The organism is Arthrobacter sp. K4-10C, from assembly GCF_059090085.1.
The window spans coordinates 52177-67408 of the sequence record NZ_JBNHFI010000016.1 but is presented as its reverse complement, the minus strand read 5'-3'; the positions used below and the strand labels follow the sequence as shown (position 1 = coordinate 67408).

Genomic DNA, 15232 nt, shown 5'->3' with positions numbered 1-15232 from the left:
ATGAATACGCCACCCTCGGCGCCGACGGCTTCGGCTTCTCGGACACCCGCGCAGCAGCCCGCCGCTACTTCAAGAACGACACCCACTCCATCGTGGTCAAAGCCCTGCAGATGCTGGCGGCAAGGGGCGAGGTGGAGGAGGCAGCGCCGTCGTACGCGATGGACCGCTACAAACTGCTGGACGTCAACGCCGGCACCACCGGCGGGGCCGGCGGCGACGCCTGACAAAAACTCAATTAGGGTGCAGCTATGGATAAGGCGGGGGCGGATGGCACCCAGGAACGGCGGGCGACGGGCATCGTGCTGGCGGCTGGGGCCGGGACGCGGCTGGGCCTGGGTCCCAAGGCCCTGCTCCCCTACCGCGGCCGCCCACTGGTGGAAGCCATCGCCGGAAACCTGCTCGACGGCGGCTGCCGCGAGGTGGTGGTGGTGCTCGGCGCCGGAGCCCCCGACGTCGCAACCATCGCCGAGCTGGACCGCTACCGGATCGCCGTCAACCCCCACTGGCGCACGGGTATGGGCAGTTCCTTTCTGCTCGGTGAGAAGGAAGCGGATCCGGAAGACCACCTCCTCATCGCGCTCGTTGACCAGCCCGGCCTGACCCGGGCAACGGTGGGCAGGCTCCTCGCCTCCCACCGGCCGGGACGAATCACCGCCGCCGCGTACCGCGGCCGGGACGCCTCCGGCGGCGGTACAACGGCCAGGCTGCGCCGCGGTCATCCGCTGCTCATTGACGCCGCCCTGCGCAAAGCGGTCAGCGCAACGGTGACGGGCGACGCCGGGGCGCGCGGCTTCCTGCAGTCCCATCCGGAGTTGGTGGACGAGGTGGACTGCAGCGACCAGTCCACCGGCGAGGACATCGACACCCCGGACCAGTGGCGGCTTCTCGGCGGGGCGGCTGTTGAATAAGGGCGTGCGTATCCGGACGGCAGGTGAGGGCGGAGGCTCAGGCGCGCCTGTGCAGGAACCTCTCCAAGACGTCTTCTCCCGGGGACAGCCCGATGTGGACAAAATCCGGGTAGCCGCCAACGTCATCCCCCACTGTTGGATAAGGCCGTCTCGCGTTTGATGTCGGCTCAGGTTTCAGTTCGGTTCTTAATTCGTGGGGCCATTGCGGTGGTTCCCAGTCCTGGTGTTCGCTCTTGTAGCGGCGGCCGCTTGGCGATATCCAACCGGGCGGCTCGTCCTTTGTCGCCGCTGTCGGGTTCCATCCGCTGGTATGTCTGAGTCTGTGGTGTTTCGGGCAGGGCTGTCCGAGGTTGCTGATTCCGGTGGCGCCGCCGCTGTGCCACGCAAGGAGGTGGTCTGCCTCATTGTCCAGGGAGTGGTTGTTGCAGCCCGGAAACGGGCATTTCCCGTCCCTCAGCCGCAGCCAGTTCCGCATCGCCTTCGTCAGCCGGTAGCTGGTCCGGCCGATCTCCAGCGGTGCCCCATCCCGAGGGTCAACCAGCACCCGATGGAAGGAGTGGGCCCCGTTTGCCACGAGGTCCCGGGCAATTGAGGCCGGGATGGGGCCGTAGCCGTCCAGCGTCGCCGGCTCATCGGTGGCGCCCAGCAGCGAAAACACCGGCACGGTGACGAGGACCTGTGCCCGGGGCGAGGGAACCTTTCCGGGAGTTGCTCCTAGCGAGGTTCCACTGCCGAGGAGGGCGGTGGTGAAGACATCGGCGCGGAGCTGGGCGAGGGTCCGGGTTTCGTCCGGCCCCTGCGCGTCGCGGGAGATAGCGGTGAGGCGGTCCCAGATCCCGCTGGCTGTGGCGGCGGGGAGGTATGCCGAAAGCCATGCCATCCCGTCCTGGTCGGGTGTATATTCGACCCGCCGGTCAGCCACACCTTTGGCGTGGCGCTTCTCGAGGCTCTCCGGGTGGTGGCGTTCCCGCCACGTCCGGGCCTTGTGCCGGAAACGGTGCGGCACCAGCTCCGCGGGCGCGGCTCCGCGGGACGGGTTCGGTGCGTCCGGGTTCAGGAAGTGCGCCTCCAATGCGGCCGCCCCGGCAGCATCCAGGGTGGCGGTCTCCTCGACCATCACCTTCGCGTGCGCCCACGACAGGCTCCCGTCCTGCAACGCTGAGAGGGTCAGCGGCAAAAACGTGGTCAGCACCCGGGACTGATTCAACAGGGCACCCGCGGCCCTCTCACCAATGGTCAGCACGCACGCGATCTCCGCGGCCACCGCCATCTCCTGCGCCTGCGCCGACATAGCCGCTGGCGCAACGGCCTGAGCGCTCTCCGCATACACCGCCACAGCCCGGGCCTTCAGGGCCGCCAGCCGGGCCTCCGCCCCGCAACGCAGGACAAAATATCCAGGCAGCCATCGACCAGACCACGCAAAGGATCAACAGCCGAAAACGGCACCGAACCCGCCCCAGCTACCTCCACAGCAAGCAGAGTCAGGGCGGCATTGATGTCCGCAAATGCCTGCACCACCGCTGCGCTTCCCATAAAACATCATCCCGCGAGGGTCTGACATTCCCACTGAGCTCACGAAGGATCCCGATGGAGGGCTGAGGGTTGTTCGGTCAGCGTTGCTTCCGACCCCAGGCAGCTGATGCCTCGAACCAGCCGAGCGCGGCCACAGCCTCGATGTCGGCTGCCGTGCGCACCTCGACCTGGTGAGTGTACTTATCGTGACGAAACCGGTTCACGCTACGGAGAAACGAAGCTTGGTGCTCGTCCCACATGTCGACGGTCAGAAGCGCTTTGGTTCGCGTGACCGGGGTGAGCCACACGAACTTCCGGGCCGCACCGTAGCTCACCTGGGTTTTCGAGAACTCTTCGACAATATCGTCACCCAGTCCGAGCACCCGAGCGGAAAGTGCATCATAGACCTCCTTGAGCGCTGCGGGAAAAAGTTGTTGTGCATCCACGGTCCCCATGGTGGCCCACCTGTCCTGCAGGCCGCAGCTATCGCCGCGCTTGTAAACGACCACTACTATCCTTCAAGCCTGCATTCCGCCGTCAAGGAGCTGCCCCAGTCCCCGTTTAAAGCCGGCTCGCCCGCCGTGGGACGGATGCCGGACCTTGGGCACGTCCATGCTGGCCTGGAGCAGGCTGCGGTGCGCCACATTGCCCACCGCCACCACGGTACGGATGGCGAACAGCTCAGTGAGCATCTGCCGGAACGGGGTCCCCAGGGCGGTTTCCGCGGGCGTCGGGGTCCGGTTGGACTGCGGCCGCCCCGGCAGGTGCGGATGCCACGGGAACGCGCTCCACAGCAGCGGAAGGAACTCCAGTTCCGCCAGGACCTGCCACATCACCGTTGCGGTGGGTTCGGCGGGAACACCCGCAGCGTCCGGCGGCAGGACGTAACCCTTTCCCGGCCCGAACAGTCCGAACCCGTTGGCGGGCCCCTCGAACATCGTGCGGTTCGTGAACGGGACCCCGGTGATACGCATGCCCCTGAAACCCGGAGCCTCGCCCACCAGCAGCACTCTCGGCGAGCGGCCCAGCATCTCCGTCAGATAGATCCGCAGGTTTTCCCTGCGCTGGGCATTTTCCGGAACGCTTCGGTTGAAAAAGTTGGTGCACGCCGGGCCCGGTTCCACCGCCGCGAGCTTGTCGATAAAAGCATCGATGCCGGAAACCAGGCGCACGCCGTAGTCCTGAAGCCTGGGGCCCTGCAGAACCGTGCTACCAGCGGGGGTGGATGGCGTCGCGGAAGTAGTGGTCGTAGATCCAGCGGACGCCGGCGTCGAATTCCTCATTGACGCTGACGGCCGCTGCTGCAGCGTTGGCGGTAGCCTGATCCACGTTGCGGGCGCCGGGAATCACGGAGGTGACGCCGTCCTGCGCCGCGATCCAGGCGATGGCCGCCTGCGCCGTGGTGGCTCCCGAAGGGACCAGTTGCTCGAATTCCGCCACGGCCTTCAGCCCCAGCTCGTACTCCACCCCTGAGAACGTTTCCCCGACGTCGAAGGACTCGCCGTTGCGGTTGAAGTTCCGGTGGTCGTCCTCGGCGAAGGAGGTCTCCTTCGAATACTTGCCCGACAGCAGGCCCGAGGCGAGCGGCACCCGGGCGATGATGCCCACGTTCGCGGCCTTGGCTGCAGGGAGCACCTCGTCGAGCGGCTTGAGCCGGAAGGCATTAAGGATGATCTGGACGGAGGCTGTGCCTTCATGGCGGATCGCTTCGATGGCTTCATCCGTGCGCTCCACGCTGACGCCGTAGTTCCGGATTGCACCTTCGGCCACCAGGGTGTCCAGCGCGTCGTAGACCTCGGCGTTGCTGTAGACGGCCGTGGGCGGACAGTGCAACTGGACCAGGTCCAGGGTGTCAGTGCCGAGGTTCGTCCGTGAGCGGTCCACCCACTGGCGGAAGTTGGCCAGCGTGTAGTTTTCCGGCAGCTGGTCCAGCCGGCGGCCCATCTTTGTGGCAACGGTGATGTCCAGCCCGGGGTTGTCCGAAAGGAACTTCCCGATGGCCTGTTCGCTGCGTCCGTCACCGTAGACGTCGGCGGTGTCGAAAAAGGTGACGCCCGCTTCCACGGAAGCCGCCAGGATTGCCTGCGCCTGCGCCGGGTCCACGTTGCCCCAGTCCGCGCCGAGCTGCCAGGTGCCCAGCCCCACGACAGACACGTTCCGTCCGGTCTTGCCTAAAATCCGCTGTTCCATCCCTCGACTATATGCAACGCGGGGCCACATCCTTCCCAAAGATGTCGCACCGACGGGCATTTTGTGACCCCGCGCCGCCTCACGACAGGACGCGCTCCGCCCGTACCAGCCCCGCCTCCTTCAATCCCAGGTAGATCCGGTCCCGCGCGATGGGCAGGGACGCGAACCGCACGCCGGTGGCGTTCCGGATGGCGTTGGCCAGGGCCGGTGCCACCGGGTTGAACGGACTTTCGCTCATGGATTTCGCACCGAGCGGGCCCATGGAATCGTTGGTGTCCGCGAAGTACACCTCGCTGCGTGGCACGTCCGCGAAGGTGGGAATGTGGTACTGCCGCAGGATGTCAGTGGTGACCTTGCCGGCGTCGTCCACCACCACTTCCTCGTACAGCGCGGCGCCGATTGCCTGGGCAATGCCGCCTTCGACCTGGCCCCGGCACTGGCGCGGGTTGACCACTACGCCTGCGTCGGCCGCCTGCACGCTCTGCAGGATCTTCAGCTCGCCCGTGCCGCGGTTCACCGCAACCCGGAATCCGTGGACATTGAAGGCGACGGAGCGCGGCGTCCCGCCCCAGCGCCCCTCGGCAGCGAGTTCGACGCCGGCGTCCGCGGCCGCCTGCGCCAGCTCCGCAAGTGCCACGGGCGTTCCATCGACCACTACGGCGTCGCCGTCAAGGACACAGGCGGAGGCCTGGGTCTGCCGGATACCGGCCGCGAAAGCCCGGATCCGCACGGCCAGTTCCTCGGCCGCCGCCAGGGTCGCCTTCCCGGCCACCACAGTCCCTGCCGAGCCGAACGCGCCGGTATCGTGCTCGATCAGGTCCGTGTCCGACTGCCGCACGGCCACCCGCGAGGCGTCAGTGGACAGTGCGGTGGCGGCCAGCTGGGCGTGGACGGTGGTGGTGCCGTTCCCAAACTCGGCTGTCCCGACGTCGGCCTGGTACGTACCGTCCGGGAGGAGGCTCAGCCGGGAATGGGCAAAGTGGCCGCGCGGCGGGACTGTGTCGATCATGGACAGCGCCGCGCCTTCACCGGTCAGCCAGTCCGGGCCCAGCTGGTCCAGTCCCGCCGCCCGGTAGCGTTCGCGGCCCCGGTCCAGCGCATCCCGGACCAGGTCAAGGCACTGGTCCAGACCGTAGCTGCCGTAGTGGACGTCCTCCTCCGGCTCGGGCTGGGTGGAGAGCATGTGGTCACCCTCGCGGACCATGTTCCGGCGGCGGAACTCCAGTGGGTCCATCCCGATGCCCACGGCTAGTTCATCCATGGCGGACTCAATGGCGAAGATCATCTGGCTTAGCCCGTAGCCCCGGAACGCCCCGGCCGGCACGGTGTTGGTGTACATCGCGTGCGCGTCAACTTTCTTGTTGGCGCACTTGTACACGGCCAGTGACTCGCCGCACCCGTGGAACATCACGCCGGGCCCGTGGTTGCCATAGGCGCCGGTGTTGGTGAGTACGTCCAGCTCCAGCGCGGTCAGGTCACCGGCCGCGGTGGCTCCGGCCCTGAGCTTGATGGTGAAGGGGTGGCGGGTGGTGGTAGCGGTGAACTGCTCGGTGCGGGTCAGTTCCAGCTGGACCGGCCGCTGCAGCTTCAGGGCCGCGAGTGCCACCAGGTCCTCGGTCAGCACCTCCTGCTTGCCGCCGAAGCCGCCTCCCACCCGGCCGGCCACCACGTGCACCTGGTCCTCCGCCAGGCCGAACACCCGGCACAGCGTGCGGCGGACCAGGAACGGGACCTGGCTGGACGTCCGCACCTGGAGGCGGCCGCCGCCGTCGACCGATGCGATGGCGGCGTGTGTCTCCATGGCGACGTGCTGGACCCGCTGGGTGCGGTAGGTCTGTTCGTGGACGAAATCGGCGGCGGCGAAGCCGTCAGCCACGCTGCCCAGTTCGGAGTGGAGTTCGGCCACCACGTTGCGGTCCGGGCGCGAGATCCGGGCGGCCGTGCCGTCCTTGTCGCCGTGTACCAGCGGCGCGCTGGGCTTCAAGGCCTCCTGCGGCGAAAAAACCGCAGGAAGTTCCTGGTATTCCACCTGCAGCGCCCGGACGCCTGCTTCGGCGGCAGCTACCGATTCTGCGACGACGGCGGCCACCCGCTGCCCGATGAACCGCACCACGTCATCCAGCACGCGGGTATCGTCCGGGTCGTCGGTGAACAGCTCGTGCTGGGCGGTGGAGAACAGCTGGGCGGGCGCGTCCTCATGGGTGAGCACGGCCACCACGCCCGGCACCTGGAGGGCCGCCGCCGCATCGATGGACACTACGCGTGCATGGGCATGCGGCGAGCGCAGGATCTTCATATGCAGCATCCCCTGCTGCTGTTCCACAGGGATGTCCAGGGTGTAGCGGGCGGTGCCGGTGACCACGGCCCTGCTGGCGGGGGCCGGAACGTCGTCGCCCAGCCGTCCGGGCTCGGGCTCCGGTTGTCCCTCGCCGGCGATGCCCGAGCCCTGTCCCTGTGGATCGGGATGGCCGGCGTGCCCGCAGACGGCGTCGGCGATGGCACGGTATCCCGTGCACCTGCAAAGGTTGCCCTTGAGGTTCCGGGGCAGATTGTCCCTTTGTTCGTCGTCGAACGTGGCGGCGGTCATCACCATGCCCGCCGTGCAGAAGCCGCACTGGAAGCCCTGCCGCTCAAGGAACTGCTGCTGCACGGGGTGGAGCTGGTCCGGGTCGCCTGATGTCGCAGCCAGGCCCTCGATAGTGGTGACCGTGTGTCCTTCGGCCCGTACGGCGGGATAGATACAGCTGTGCACGGGGGTGCCGTCCACGTGCACAGTGCACGCCCCGCAGTCGCCGCCGTCGCAGCCCTTCTTCACGCCGAGCGTGCCCTGCTCCCGCAGGAAGGTCCGGAGGCACTGCCCGGGGCGGGGTGCGGCGTCCGATGGTTTTCCGTTGATCTCGATGGCCATGCTCAGGCCCCTTTCGAAAGTGCGTTCCGGCCCGCCTGCGGGGCCACCGGCTGCGGCGGCAGTGCCCGCGGCGGCCAGAAGTCCCCCGACACCGGGAGCCCGGGCTCCCCTTCCGGGGCCGCGAGTTCGGCCCGGATCTCCTCCGCGAGCCGGTAGGTCATGTCCCGGCGCCAGGCCGGCAGACCGTGGATATCGTCGTGATAAAGCCCTGCGGGTATCCCGTCGTCGAGGGCCGCCGCGAGCTGGTCCTGGTCCGGAAGCCCGTCGAAGCGCAGCTGCACGGGCCGCTTTGTTGCGGCGGTGACGGTGAGGACCAGGGAGGCGCCGCCGTCGAGCCGTCCGATCAGGAGCACCCCGGACCTGCCCAGGTTGCTCAGGGACAGGCGGCGGAAGGCCACCCGGGAGGCAAGGGCCGACGCCGGGAGGTGGACGCTGCGGAGCAGTTCGCCGGGTGCCAGGCAGTTTTTTGCATCACCGGTGACGAAGTCCGTCACCGGGACGGTGCGGCTGGTGCCGCCGGGCGCGAGGATGGTGGCCGCCCCGTCCAGCCCGGCGCAGAGCGAGATCATGGGCCCGGCAGGCAGCGAGGTACACAGATTGCCGCCCACGGTGGACATGTTCCAGACCTTGAAGGACGCAACGAAGGAGTCGCAGCACGGACGGAACAGGTCCAGGCCCGGCCATGCGCGATCCGTAAGCCCGGGTGAGCCGGGGAGGCTGTACAGCTCGGCGACCGTGCACGTGGCGGCTACGTCGATGCCGGCGTCGGTGACGGTGACGGGTGTCCAACCGGCAATACCGAGGTCCAGCAGCCGCCGCAGCGGCCGGGGGCCGAAGGCGAAGCTGCCGTAGGAGAACAGGACGGTTCCGCCCGCCAGCCAGGCGTCGCCGTCGCGCCATTCTGCGGGGTCGGTGGTGGGGACCACCGCCTCGATGGTGTTCATGTCCATGCGATCTCCTGACGGGTGGCGTTGAGCGGCTGCGCGGGTGCGGGTTGCTGATGGATGGGACCGGAGGTGTCCCGGAGTGGTGTGCAGCTGGCTGCACGGGTGCGGGACGCGATGAGTTCGGCAGTGATGGATACCGCCACTTCCGCTGGGGTGGCGGCGCCGATGGCCAGGCCGATGGGCGAGTGCAGTTCGGCGATCCGTTCGGGACGGACGCCGGCGGCGAGGAGGTGGTCCACGCGCTGCAGGTGGCTGCGGCGAGATCCCATGGCACCCACGTAAGCGAGATCCAGGGCCAGCGCCGTTTCCAGCAGCGGAAGGTCGAACTTGGGGTCGTGGGACAGCACGGCAGCCACCGTACGGCTGTCCAGCCGCCCGGCCGCCGATTCCGCTGCAAGGTAGCGGTGCGGCCAGTCCGTCACCACCTCATCTGCCGCTGCGAAGCGCGGCTGGTTCGCGAAGGCGGGGCGGGCATCCACGAGTGTCACGTGGTAGCCCAGCAGCTTGGCAGCCGGGACCAGGGCCGCGCCGAAATCATTGGCGCCGAACACCAGCATCCGCGGCGGGGCGAGGCGCGATTCCACCAGGACCGCTGCCGCATCCCCGTGCAGGTCCTCCCCGGTTCTGTCCGGCGGGCAGGCACCGGTGTTGGCCAGCCGGACTACGCCTGTTCCGCCGCTGCGGAGGATGGCCCCCACCTGGCGGACGGGCTCCGACTGTGAGGCGGTGCCGGGCGGCAACAGGGCGGCCAACCGGGCCTGTGCCGGGGAGCCTGCCGGATCGGAAAGGACGACGGCGGCGTCCGCCCTGGCGTCGAGACGGCGTACCAGCGCCACGGGTTCGTCCGGGCCGCAGGCCGCGAGCCGATGGAGGGCCGTCCGGAGCGGGGCGTCATTGTCCGCCGGCGCCGGTTCGATGTGGATGTCCAGCTGTCCCCCGCAGGTGAGCCCTGCGGCGAAGGCGTCGGCGGCACTGAAACCGAACGCCTGGCGGCGCTTCCCGCCGTCGTCCATTGCCTCCTGGGCGAGCGCCACCACGGCGCCTTCCACGCAACCGCCGGACAGGCTGCCCAGCACCTCACCGGTGGCGGTGACGATCATGGACGTGCCCACGGGCCGGGGCACCGAACCGGTGGCGGCCACGATGGTGGCAACCGCGAATGGCCGGCCTGCCAGTGATGGCAGCCATGCACCGAGCGAAGTGATCAGGTCAAGCATGGCGGCACTCCTTTGCGCGCGGCGGTGGTGTCCATTGTCGTTCCTGTCAGGTGGTTCGGAAAGCAGGTGGGCCTGCCGGTCCGGACATCCGCACCGGGTGGCAGGGCGGAGGTCCGGACCGGGCGGGCTTGAGGTGGGTCAGGCGCCGAGCAGGACGTTGATGGGTCCCCGGGCGAAATACACCAGGAAGCCGGCGCTGACCACCCACATGAGCGGATGGATTTTCTTCGCCTTCCCGGACGCCGCGCCGATGATGGCCCAGGAGACGAAACCGACGCCGATGCCGTTCGCGATCGAGTAGCTCAGCGGCATGGTCACGATGGTGAGGAACGCCGGCAGTGCCACGCTGAACTTGCTGAACTTGATCTCACGGATCTGCGCCATCATCATCGCGCCCACCACCACCAGGGCGGCGGCTGCCACCTCGAGCGGAACCACGCTGGTCAGCGGGGTGAGGAACATCGAACCGAGGAACAGCACTCCGGTGACCACCGATGCCAGGCCGGTGCGGGCCCCTTCGCCGATTCCGGCCGCGGAGTCGATGTACACGGTGTTGGAGGAGCCGGAGGTGGCACCGCCTGCGACGGCGCCCACGCCTTCGACGATGAAGGCTGACTTGAGCCGCGGGAACGTGCCGTCCTTGTGTGCCACGCCGGCGCTCTTGGCCAGGCCGGTCATGGTGCCCATGGCGTCGAAGAAGTTGGTGAACACCAGGGTGAACACCAACATGGTGGCGGCGAGCCCGCCGATCCTGGCGAATGAACCGAAGAGGTCGAACTGGCCCACGAGTGCCAGGTCCGGGGCCGAGACCAGCTGCCCGGAGAGCACGGGGGTGTTGAGGTGCCAGCCGCCGGGGTTTGTTTCGCTGGCCGGGCCGATCTTGAAGACGGCTTCCACGACGGCGGCGAGCACGGTGGTGCCGACGATGCCGATGAGGAGGCCGCCCTGGACCTTGCGGGCCACCAGGATGCCCATGCTGAGCAGTCCGATAACGAACACAAGCGTGGGCACGGAGGTGATGGAGCCGCCGTCGCCCAACTGGACGGGGGGCCCGCCCGCGGTGGCCCGGACGAAGCCGGAGTCCACGAAGCCGATGAAGGCGATGAACAGGCCGATGCCTACGGTAATGGCGGCCTTCAGTTCCTTGGGTACGGCGCGGAAGATGGCCGTGCGGGCGCCGGTGACGCCGAACAGCACGATCAGTATGCCGTTGATCACCACCAGTCCCATGGCCTCGGCCCAGGTGACTTCCTGGATTACCGAAACGGCCAGGAAAGAGTTGATGCCCAGCCCGGCGGCGAGCCCGAACGGCAGGTTGGCCACCAGGCCGAACAGGATGGTCATGACGCCGGCGGTGAGCCCGGTGACGGCGCCGACCTGTGCGGCGGAGAGCCAGCCCCCGGCGACGTCGGTGGGGGCATTGTCCGCGCTGAATCCGCCGAGGATCAGGGGGTTAAGGATGACGATGTACGCCATGGTGAAGAAGGTGACCAGGCCGCCACGGAATTCGCGTGCCAGGGTGGAGCCGCGCTGCGTGATGTGGAAGAACCGGTCAAGGAGGGAGTTCGACGCCGGTGGCCTGGGGACGCGCGGGGCCGGCTGGGAGGTGCGTGGTGATGGAGCCGAATGCTCCTCGTGGGAAGAGTCCAGGATGGTCATCTCAGCCGCCGGGCCTAGTAGTCGATCCTGGAGTCGAGCGTGTTCCAGGTGTTGAACGGCTCCAGGGGCGCCGGTGCCTGGGGATCGCCCAGCTCCAGCTTGGAAACCGGCATCAGGGAGTCCCTGTCCTGGTTGTCGAAGTATTCGTAGAAGACGGCGTCGTCGAAGCCCACCGAGGCCGCGTCGTGCCGGTCTGCGGCGTAGACCACCCGCTCCACGCGGGCCCACAGCGCGGAGGCCAGGCACATGGGGCATGGCTCGCAGCTGGTGTAGAGGACGGCGCCGCTGAGGTCGAAGGTGCCGAGTTCGCGGCAGGCGGTGCGGATTGCGGTGACTTCGGCGTGGGCTGTGGGATCGTTATCCGCGGTGACGCGGTTGACGCCGTCGAACGTTTTGCCGTCCGCGGTGACGATCATGGCGCCGAAGGGCCCGCCGCTGTTGAGGACGTTGGCCGTTGCCAGCCGGATGGATCTGGCCAGGAACTGCTCGGCCGTGACGGTAGTACTCATGATGCGACTTCCTTTTGCCGGGAAGCCCGGTGCCGCTTGCAGGACCAGTAGAACCAGGTGCGACGGTTACCAGGCTTCAGCATGTGCTGTGAAGGTTAAGTTGCGCCTGGTAGATAGCTTCCCGGAGACCGGGTGCCCGCCTTTGGCAGAATCGAGATTAGCACCGGATTGTGGCCCGCGCCATAGTTTTCTGAAAAAGTTATTCCGCCATGTGAAATCTGCGTTTCCAGCAGCTCACCGCGGCCGCCCCTCGCCTGCAGTCACAATCCGTTGACATTGACGCACGCGGGGCTGTCTCCTTACCCTGATGCCACCCGCGCTGCCGTGCACTCACCTTCCGGCCGCCGGGTACCTGGATCAGCAGACAGGGCTTCACTGAGCTGGACTTACCGCACCTGCGCTCAGACAAGGACATCTCATGACCTCCACCGCCCCTCCCGCTTCCCGCCTCTGGATCCGGAATCCCCAGGCCAGCTTCACCGCGAACAGCCTTGACGCCTCTGGCGGATTGGTGGTCAACGACGGCGTCATCGAGGAAGTGCTGGCGGCCGGCCAGCAGCCCTCGGCGCCCTGCCAGGGAACCTTCGACGCCGGACGGCACGTCCTGATGCCGGGCCTGATCAACACGCACCACCACTTCTACCAAACACTGACGCGCGCCTGGGGGCCGGTGGCAAACGCCCCGCTTTTCCCCTGGCTGCAGAACCTGTACCCCGTGTGGGCCCGGCTCACCCCGAAGGACCTTGAGCTCGCCACCACCGTCGCCCTGGCCGAACTCCTTCTCTCCGGTTGCACCACCGCCGCAGACCACCACTACCTCTTCCCGGCAGGTCTTGAGGATGCCATCGACATCGAGGTGGAGGCGGTCCGCCGGCTAGGCATGCGCGCCACGCTGACCCGGGGCTCCATGACCCTGGGAACGGACGACGGCGGCCTGCCGCCACAGTCCACGGTGCAGGATCCGGAGGTGGTGCTGGAAGACAGCGAGCGCCTGGTGGGCCGGTACCACGAGCGCGGGCAGGATGCGGTGATCCAGATTGCCCTGGCCCCCTGCTCGCCGTTCTCCGTAACCAAAGAGATCATGGCCGAAAGCGCCGCCCTCGCGGACCGGCTGGACGTCCGGCTGCACACCCACCTGGCCGAGACCCTCGACGAAGAGGATTTCTGCAGGGAGATGTTCGGGCTGCGGACCGTTGACTACCTGGACAGCGTGGGCTGGCTGACGGACCGCACATGGCTGGGCCACGGCATCCACTTCAGCAGCGCGGAGATCGCCCGGCTCGGGGCGGCAGGGACCGCCGTCGCGCACTGCCCCACCTCCAACATGCGGCTCGCGTCGGGCACGGCACGGGTCCTGGAGCTGGAGGACTCAGGAGTCCCGGTGGGGCTGGGAGTGGACGGCTCGGCGTCGAACGATACCTCGAACATGATGCTGGAAGCCCGGCAGGCACTGTACCTCCAGCGGCTTCGCTACGGGGCGGATGTTCCGGTGGAGCGGGCCCTTGGCTGGGCCACGAAGGGCTCGGCCGCCGTCCTGGGCCGTCCGGGACTGGGCCAGCTGGCCCCCGGGATGCAGGCGGACCTGGCACTGTTCCGGCTGGACGACCTGCGGTTCTCGGGCAGCCACGATCCCGTCGCGGCCCTGCTGCTGTGCGCCGCGGACCGGGCGGACCGGGTGATGGTCTGCGGGCGGTGGCGCGTGGTGGACGGGCAGATCCCGGGGCTGGACATCGCCGGGCTCATCGCGGAGCACTCGGCGGCCGCCCGGCGCCTCGTGAACGGCTGACACGCACCCTGCCCACTGCTAGCGTGGCCGCATGACTCCGTCAAAGACGCCGGCCGAGATCCTGGACATCGATGGTGAAGAGGTCCGCATCTCCAGCCCGGACAAGGTGGTGTTCCCGGAACCCGGCCTGACCAAGCTGGACCTGGTGCGGTACTATGTGGCGGTTGCCGACGGCGCGCTGCGCGGGGCAGGCGGCCGGCCGATGGTCCTCAAGCGGTTTCCCAAGGGCATCGGCGAGGAACCGTTCTTCCAGAAGCGTGTGCCGGAAAACCATCCTCCTTACATAGACACCACCACGCTGCATTATGCGTCGGGGACGTCTGCGGAGGAGGCCGTGATCCGGGATGCGGCGGGCCTGGCATGGGTGATCAACCTCGGCTGCCTGGACCTCAATCCCCATCCGGTCCGCGCGGAGGACCTGGAGCATCCCGATGAACTGCGGGTGGACCTCGACCCCATGCCGGGGGTGGACTGGTCGCAGATTGTCGACGTCGCATACGTGGCGCAGGAGGTCCTGGACGATGTGGGCCTGGTGGGCTGGCCGAAAACCAGCGGGTCGCGCGGCCTGCACATCCTGGTGCGGATCGCGCCGCAGTGGCCCTACAAGGACGTGCGGCTCGCGGCCGAAACCCTGGCCAGGGAAGTGGAGAACCGCGCGCCCGGCCTGGCTACCGCGCGATGGTGGAAGGAGGAACGCGGCGAGAGCGTTTTCGTGGATTTCAACCAGAACGCCAAGGACCGGACGGTGGCCTCCGCCTACTCGGTCAGGGCACTGCCCGACGCGCGGGTATCAACGCCGCTGTCGTGGGATGAGGTCCGGTCAGCCCGGCCGGAGCAGTTCACTGTGCCCGCCATACTGGAACGCTTCGCGGCCATCGGCGACCCGCACGCAGGCATCGACGACGCCGCCGGTTCCCTTGACGGGCTGCTGGCCCTCGCCAAGGAGCTGGGTCCCGCCGAAAAGGCGCCGGGGGGAGCCAACGGCTCCGGCCGCCGGCAGTCAACGATGCCGCTCATCGAGGTGGCCCGCACCCGGACCAAACCGGAGGCGCTGGCTGCGCTGGATGAGTGGAAATCCCGGCACGCCGCCGTCGTCCCTTCACTCACCCCGGCCGACGTGCTGGTGGACGGAATGCGCGGGTCGAGCTCGCTTTGGTACCGGGTGCGGGTGAACCTGCAGCACGTTCCCGAGGCGGAGCGTCCGCCGCAGGAAGAGCTCATTGCCGATTACGACCCCTGGGCCGGAAAGGAATGGCCGGGGCGCACGGGGTCCTGACGGCGTCAGCGGCGGTTGAAGCCCGGCAGCGCGTGGATCCAGCGCGAGATGCGGCTGGGCTCGTGGACCCGGTCCTCGGGCACGTAGAAATCCGGATCGATGCCGCCGCCGCGCGGGAGGTAGAACTCCTGCTCGGAAGGCTGGGCCGCGGGTGACGGTGCTGTTGCGGCCTGGTCCTGCTGGTACATCTGGTCCTCCTCTATTTCGTATCGCGGAAAGCAAATTCTGCTATGTGAAAAGACTACGGATGTCACGGCCGCGCGTCAATGCCCCTCTGGACCGGCCTGGACTCCCGCCGGTCACAAAACGAATTTTGGGTT

13 protein-coding genes and 1 pseudogene are annotated in these 15232 nt (G+C 68.0%); 4 read left to right on the top strand and 10 right to left on the bottom strand.

Features of this window, described 5'->3' with window-relative positions; genetic code table 11:
* Together AC5RUU_RS19070 and nboR are read left to right on the top strand one after the other, a co-directional pair.
* Positions 1 to 224 (top strand): hypothetical protein (locus tag AC5RUU_RS19070; RefSeq protein WP_493976772.1); only part of this gene is annotated, 224 nt, incomplete at its 5' end.
* A 24-nt stretch (positions 225 to 248) separates the two neighbouring features.
* The gene (gene nboR / locus AC5RUU_RS19065) at positions 249 to 908 is read left to right on the top strand and encodes a nicotine blue oxidoreductase (protein WP_493976771.1); all 660 of its coding nucleotides are present in this window, start codon (positions 249 to 251) and stop codon (positions 906 to 908) included.
* 37 nt (positions 909 to 945) lie between these two features.
* On the opposite strand, the pseudogene AC5RUU_RS19060 reads toward nboR, so the two are convergent.
* From AC5RUU_RS19060 to AC5RUU_RS19020, 9 genes and pseudogenes are all read right to left on the bottom strand, one after another.
* Positions 946 to 2441 (bottom strand): annotated as a pseudogene (locus tag AC5RUU_RS19060) (HNH endonuclease signature motif containing protein).
* Between the two features lie 77 nt (positions 2442 to 2518).
* Positions 2519 to 2929 (bottom strand): DUF5655 domain-containing protein, encoded by a 411-nt coding sequence (locus tag AC5RUU_RS19055; protein WP_493976770.1) that lies wholly within the window; start codon positions 2927 to 2929, stop codon positions 2519 to 2521.
* A 9-nt stretch (positions 2930 to 2938) separates the two neighbouring features.
* Positions 2939 to 3592 (bottom strand): uracil-DNA glycosylase, encoded by a 654-nt coding sequence (locus AC5RUU_RS19050; protein WP_493976769.1) that lies wholly within the window; start codon positions 3590 to 3592, stop codon positions 2939 to 2941.
* A 37-nt stretch (positions 3593 to 3629) separates the two neighbouring features.
* Positions 3630 to 4610, bottom strand: coding sequence for an aldo/keto reductase (locus tag AC5RUU_RS19045; protein WP_493976768.1), 981 nt, complete (start codon positions 4608 to 4610; stop codon positions 3630 to 3632).
* Positions 4611 to 4689: 79 nt separating this feature from the next.
* Complete coding sequence (locus AC5RUU_RS19040; protein ID WP_493976767.1) at positions 4690 to 7518, bottom strand: molybdopterin-dependent oxidoreductase; 2829 nt, start codon at positions 7516 to 7518, stop codon at positions 4690 to 4692.
* Positions 7519 to 7520: 2 nt separating this feature from the next.
* Positions 7521 to 8468 (bottom strand): FAD binding domain-containing protein, encoded by a 948-nt coding sequence (locus AC5RUU_RS19035; protein WP_493976766.1) that lies wholly within the window; start codon positions 8466 to 8468, stop codon positions 7521 to 7523.
* Positions 8459 to 9682 (bottom strand): XdhC family protein, encoded by a 1224-nt coding sequence (locus AC5RUU_RS19030; RefSeq protein WP_493976765.1) that lies wholly within the window; start codon positions 9680 to 9682, stop codon positions 8459 to 8461. Before AC5RUU_RS19030 ends, AC5RUU_RS19035 begins: the two co-directional genes overlap by 10 nt.
* 138 nt (positions 9683 to 9820) lie before the next feature.
* Entirely contained in the window at positions 9821 to 11341 is a 1521-nt protein-coding gene (locus tag AC5RUU_RS19025; protein WP_493976764.1) for an NCS2 family permease, read from the bottom strand.
* 14 nt (positions 11342 to 11355) lie between these two features.
* Positions 11356 to 11850, bottom strand: coding sequence for a nucleoside deaminase (locus tag AC5RUU_RS19020; RefSeq protein WP_493976763.1), 495 nt, complete (start codon positions 11848 to 11850; stop codon positions 11356 to 11358).
* 418 nt (positions 11851 to 12268) lie between these two features.
* Here AC5RUU_RS19020 and AC5RUU_RS19015 point away from each other — a divergent pair, with 418 nt between their 5' ends.
* Both AC5RUU_RS19015 and ligD read left to right on the top strand, forming a co-directional pair.
* Positions 12269 to 13636 (top strand): 8-oxoguanine deaminase, encoded by a 1368-nt coding sequence (locus AC5RUU_RS19015; protein WP_493976762.1) that lies wholly within the window; start codon positions 12269 to 12271, stop codon positions 13634 to 13636.
* A 31-nt stretch (positions 13637 to 13667) separates the two neighbouring features.
* A complete protein-coding gene (gene ligD / locus AC5RUU_RS19010) occupies positions 13668 to 14912 on the top strand; it encodes a non-homologous end-joining DNA ligase (RefSeq protein ID WP_493976761.1) in 1245 nt (414 codons plus the stop codon).
* Positions 14913 to 14917: 5 nt separating this feature from the next.
* Here ligD and AC5RUU_RS19005 read toward each other — a convergent pair whose 3' ends face one another.
* Complete coding sequence (locus AC5RUU_RS19005; protein WP_493976760.1) at positions 14918 to 15100, bottom strand: hypothetical protein; 183 nt, start codon at positions 15098 to 15100, stop codon at positions 14918 to 14920.
* Positions 15101 to 15232 lie beyond the last annotated feature (132 nt).

Bases quoted from the DNA above. Each gene is read 5' to 3' on its own strand.
- nboR (WP_493976771.1), top strand. From the start codon at position 249: ATGGATAAGGCGGGGGCGGATGGCACCCAGGAACGGCGGGCGACGGGC.
- AC5RUU_RS19045 (WP_493976768.1), bottom strand. From the start codon at position 4,610: ATGGAACAGCGGATTTTAGGCAAGACCGGACGGAACGTGTCTGTCGTG.
- AC5RUU_RS19040 (WP_493976767.1), bottom strand. From the start codon at position 7,518: ATGGCCATCGAGATCAACGGAAAACCATCGGACGCCGCACCCCGCCCC.
- AC5RUU_RS19035 (WP_493976766.1), bottom strand. From the start codon at position 8,468: ATGGACATGAACACCATCGAGGCGGTGGTCCCCACCACCGACCCCGCA.
- AC5RUU_RS19030 (WP_493976765.1), bottom strand. From the start codon at position 9,682: ATGCTTGACCTGATCACTTCGCTCGGTGCATGGCTGCCATCACTGGCA.
- AC5RUU_RS19025 (WP_493976764.1), bottom strand. From the start codon at position 11,341: ATGACCATCCTGGACTCTTCCCACGAGGAGCATTCGGCTCCATCACCA.
- AC5RUU_RS19020 (WP_493976763.1), bottom strand. From the start codon at position 11,850: ATGAGTACTACCGTCACGGCCGAGCAGTTCCTGGCCAGATCCATCCGG.
- AC5RUU_RS19015 (WP_493976762.1), top strand. From the start codon at position 12,269: ATGACCTCCACCGCCCCTCCCGCTTCCCGCCTCTGGATCCGGAATCCC.
- ligD (WP_493976761.1), top strand. From the start codon at position 13,668: ATGACTCCGTCAAAGACGCCGGCCGAGATCCTGGACATCGATGGTGAA.
- AC5RUU_RS19005 (WP_493976760.1), bottom strand. From the start codon at position 15,100: ATGTACCAGCAGGACCAGGCCGCAACAGCACCGTCACCCGCGGCCCAG.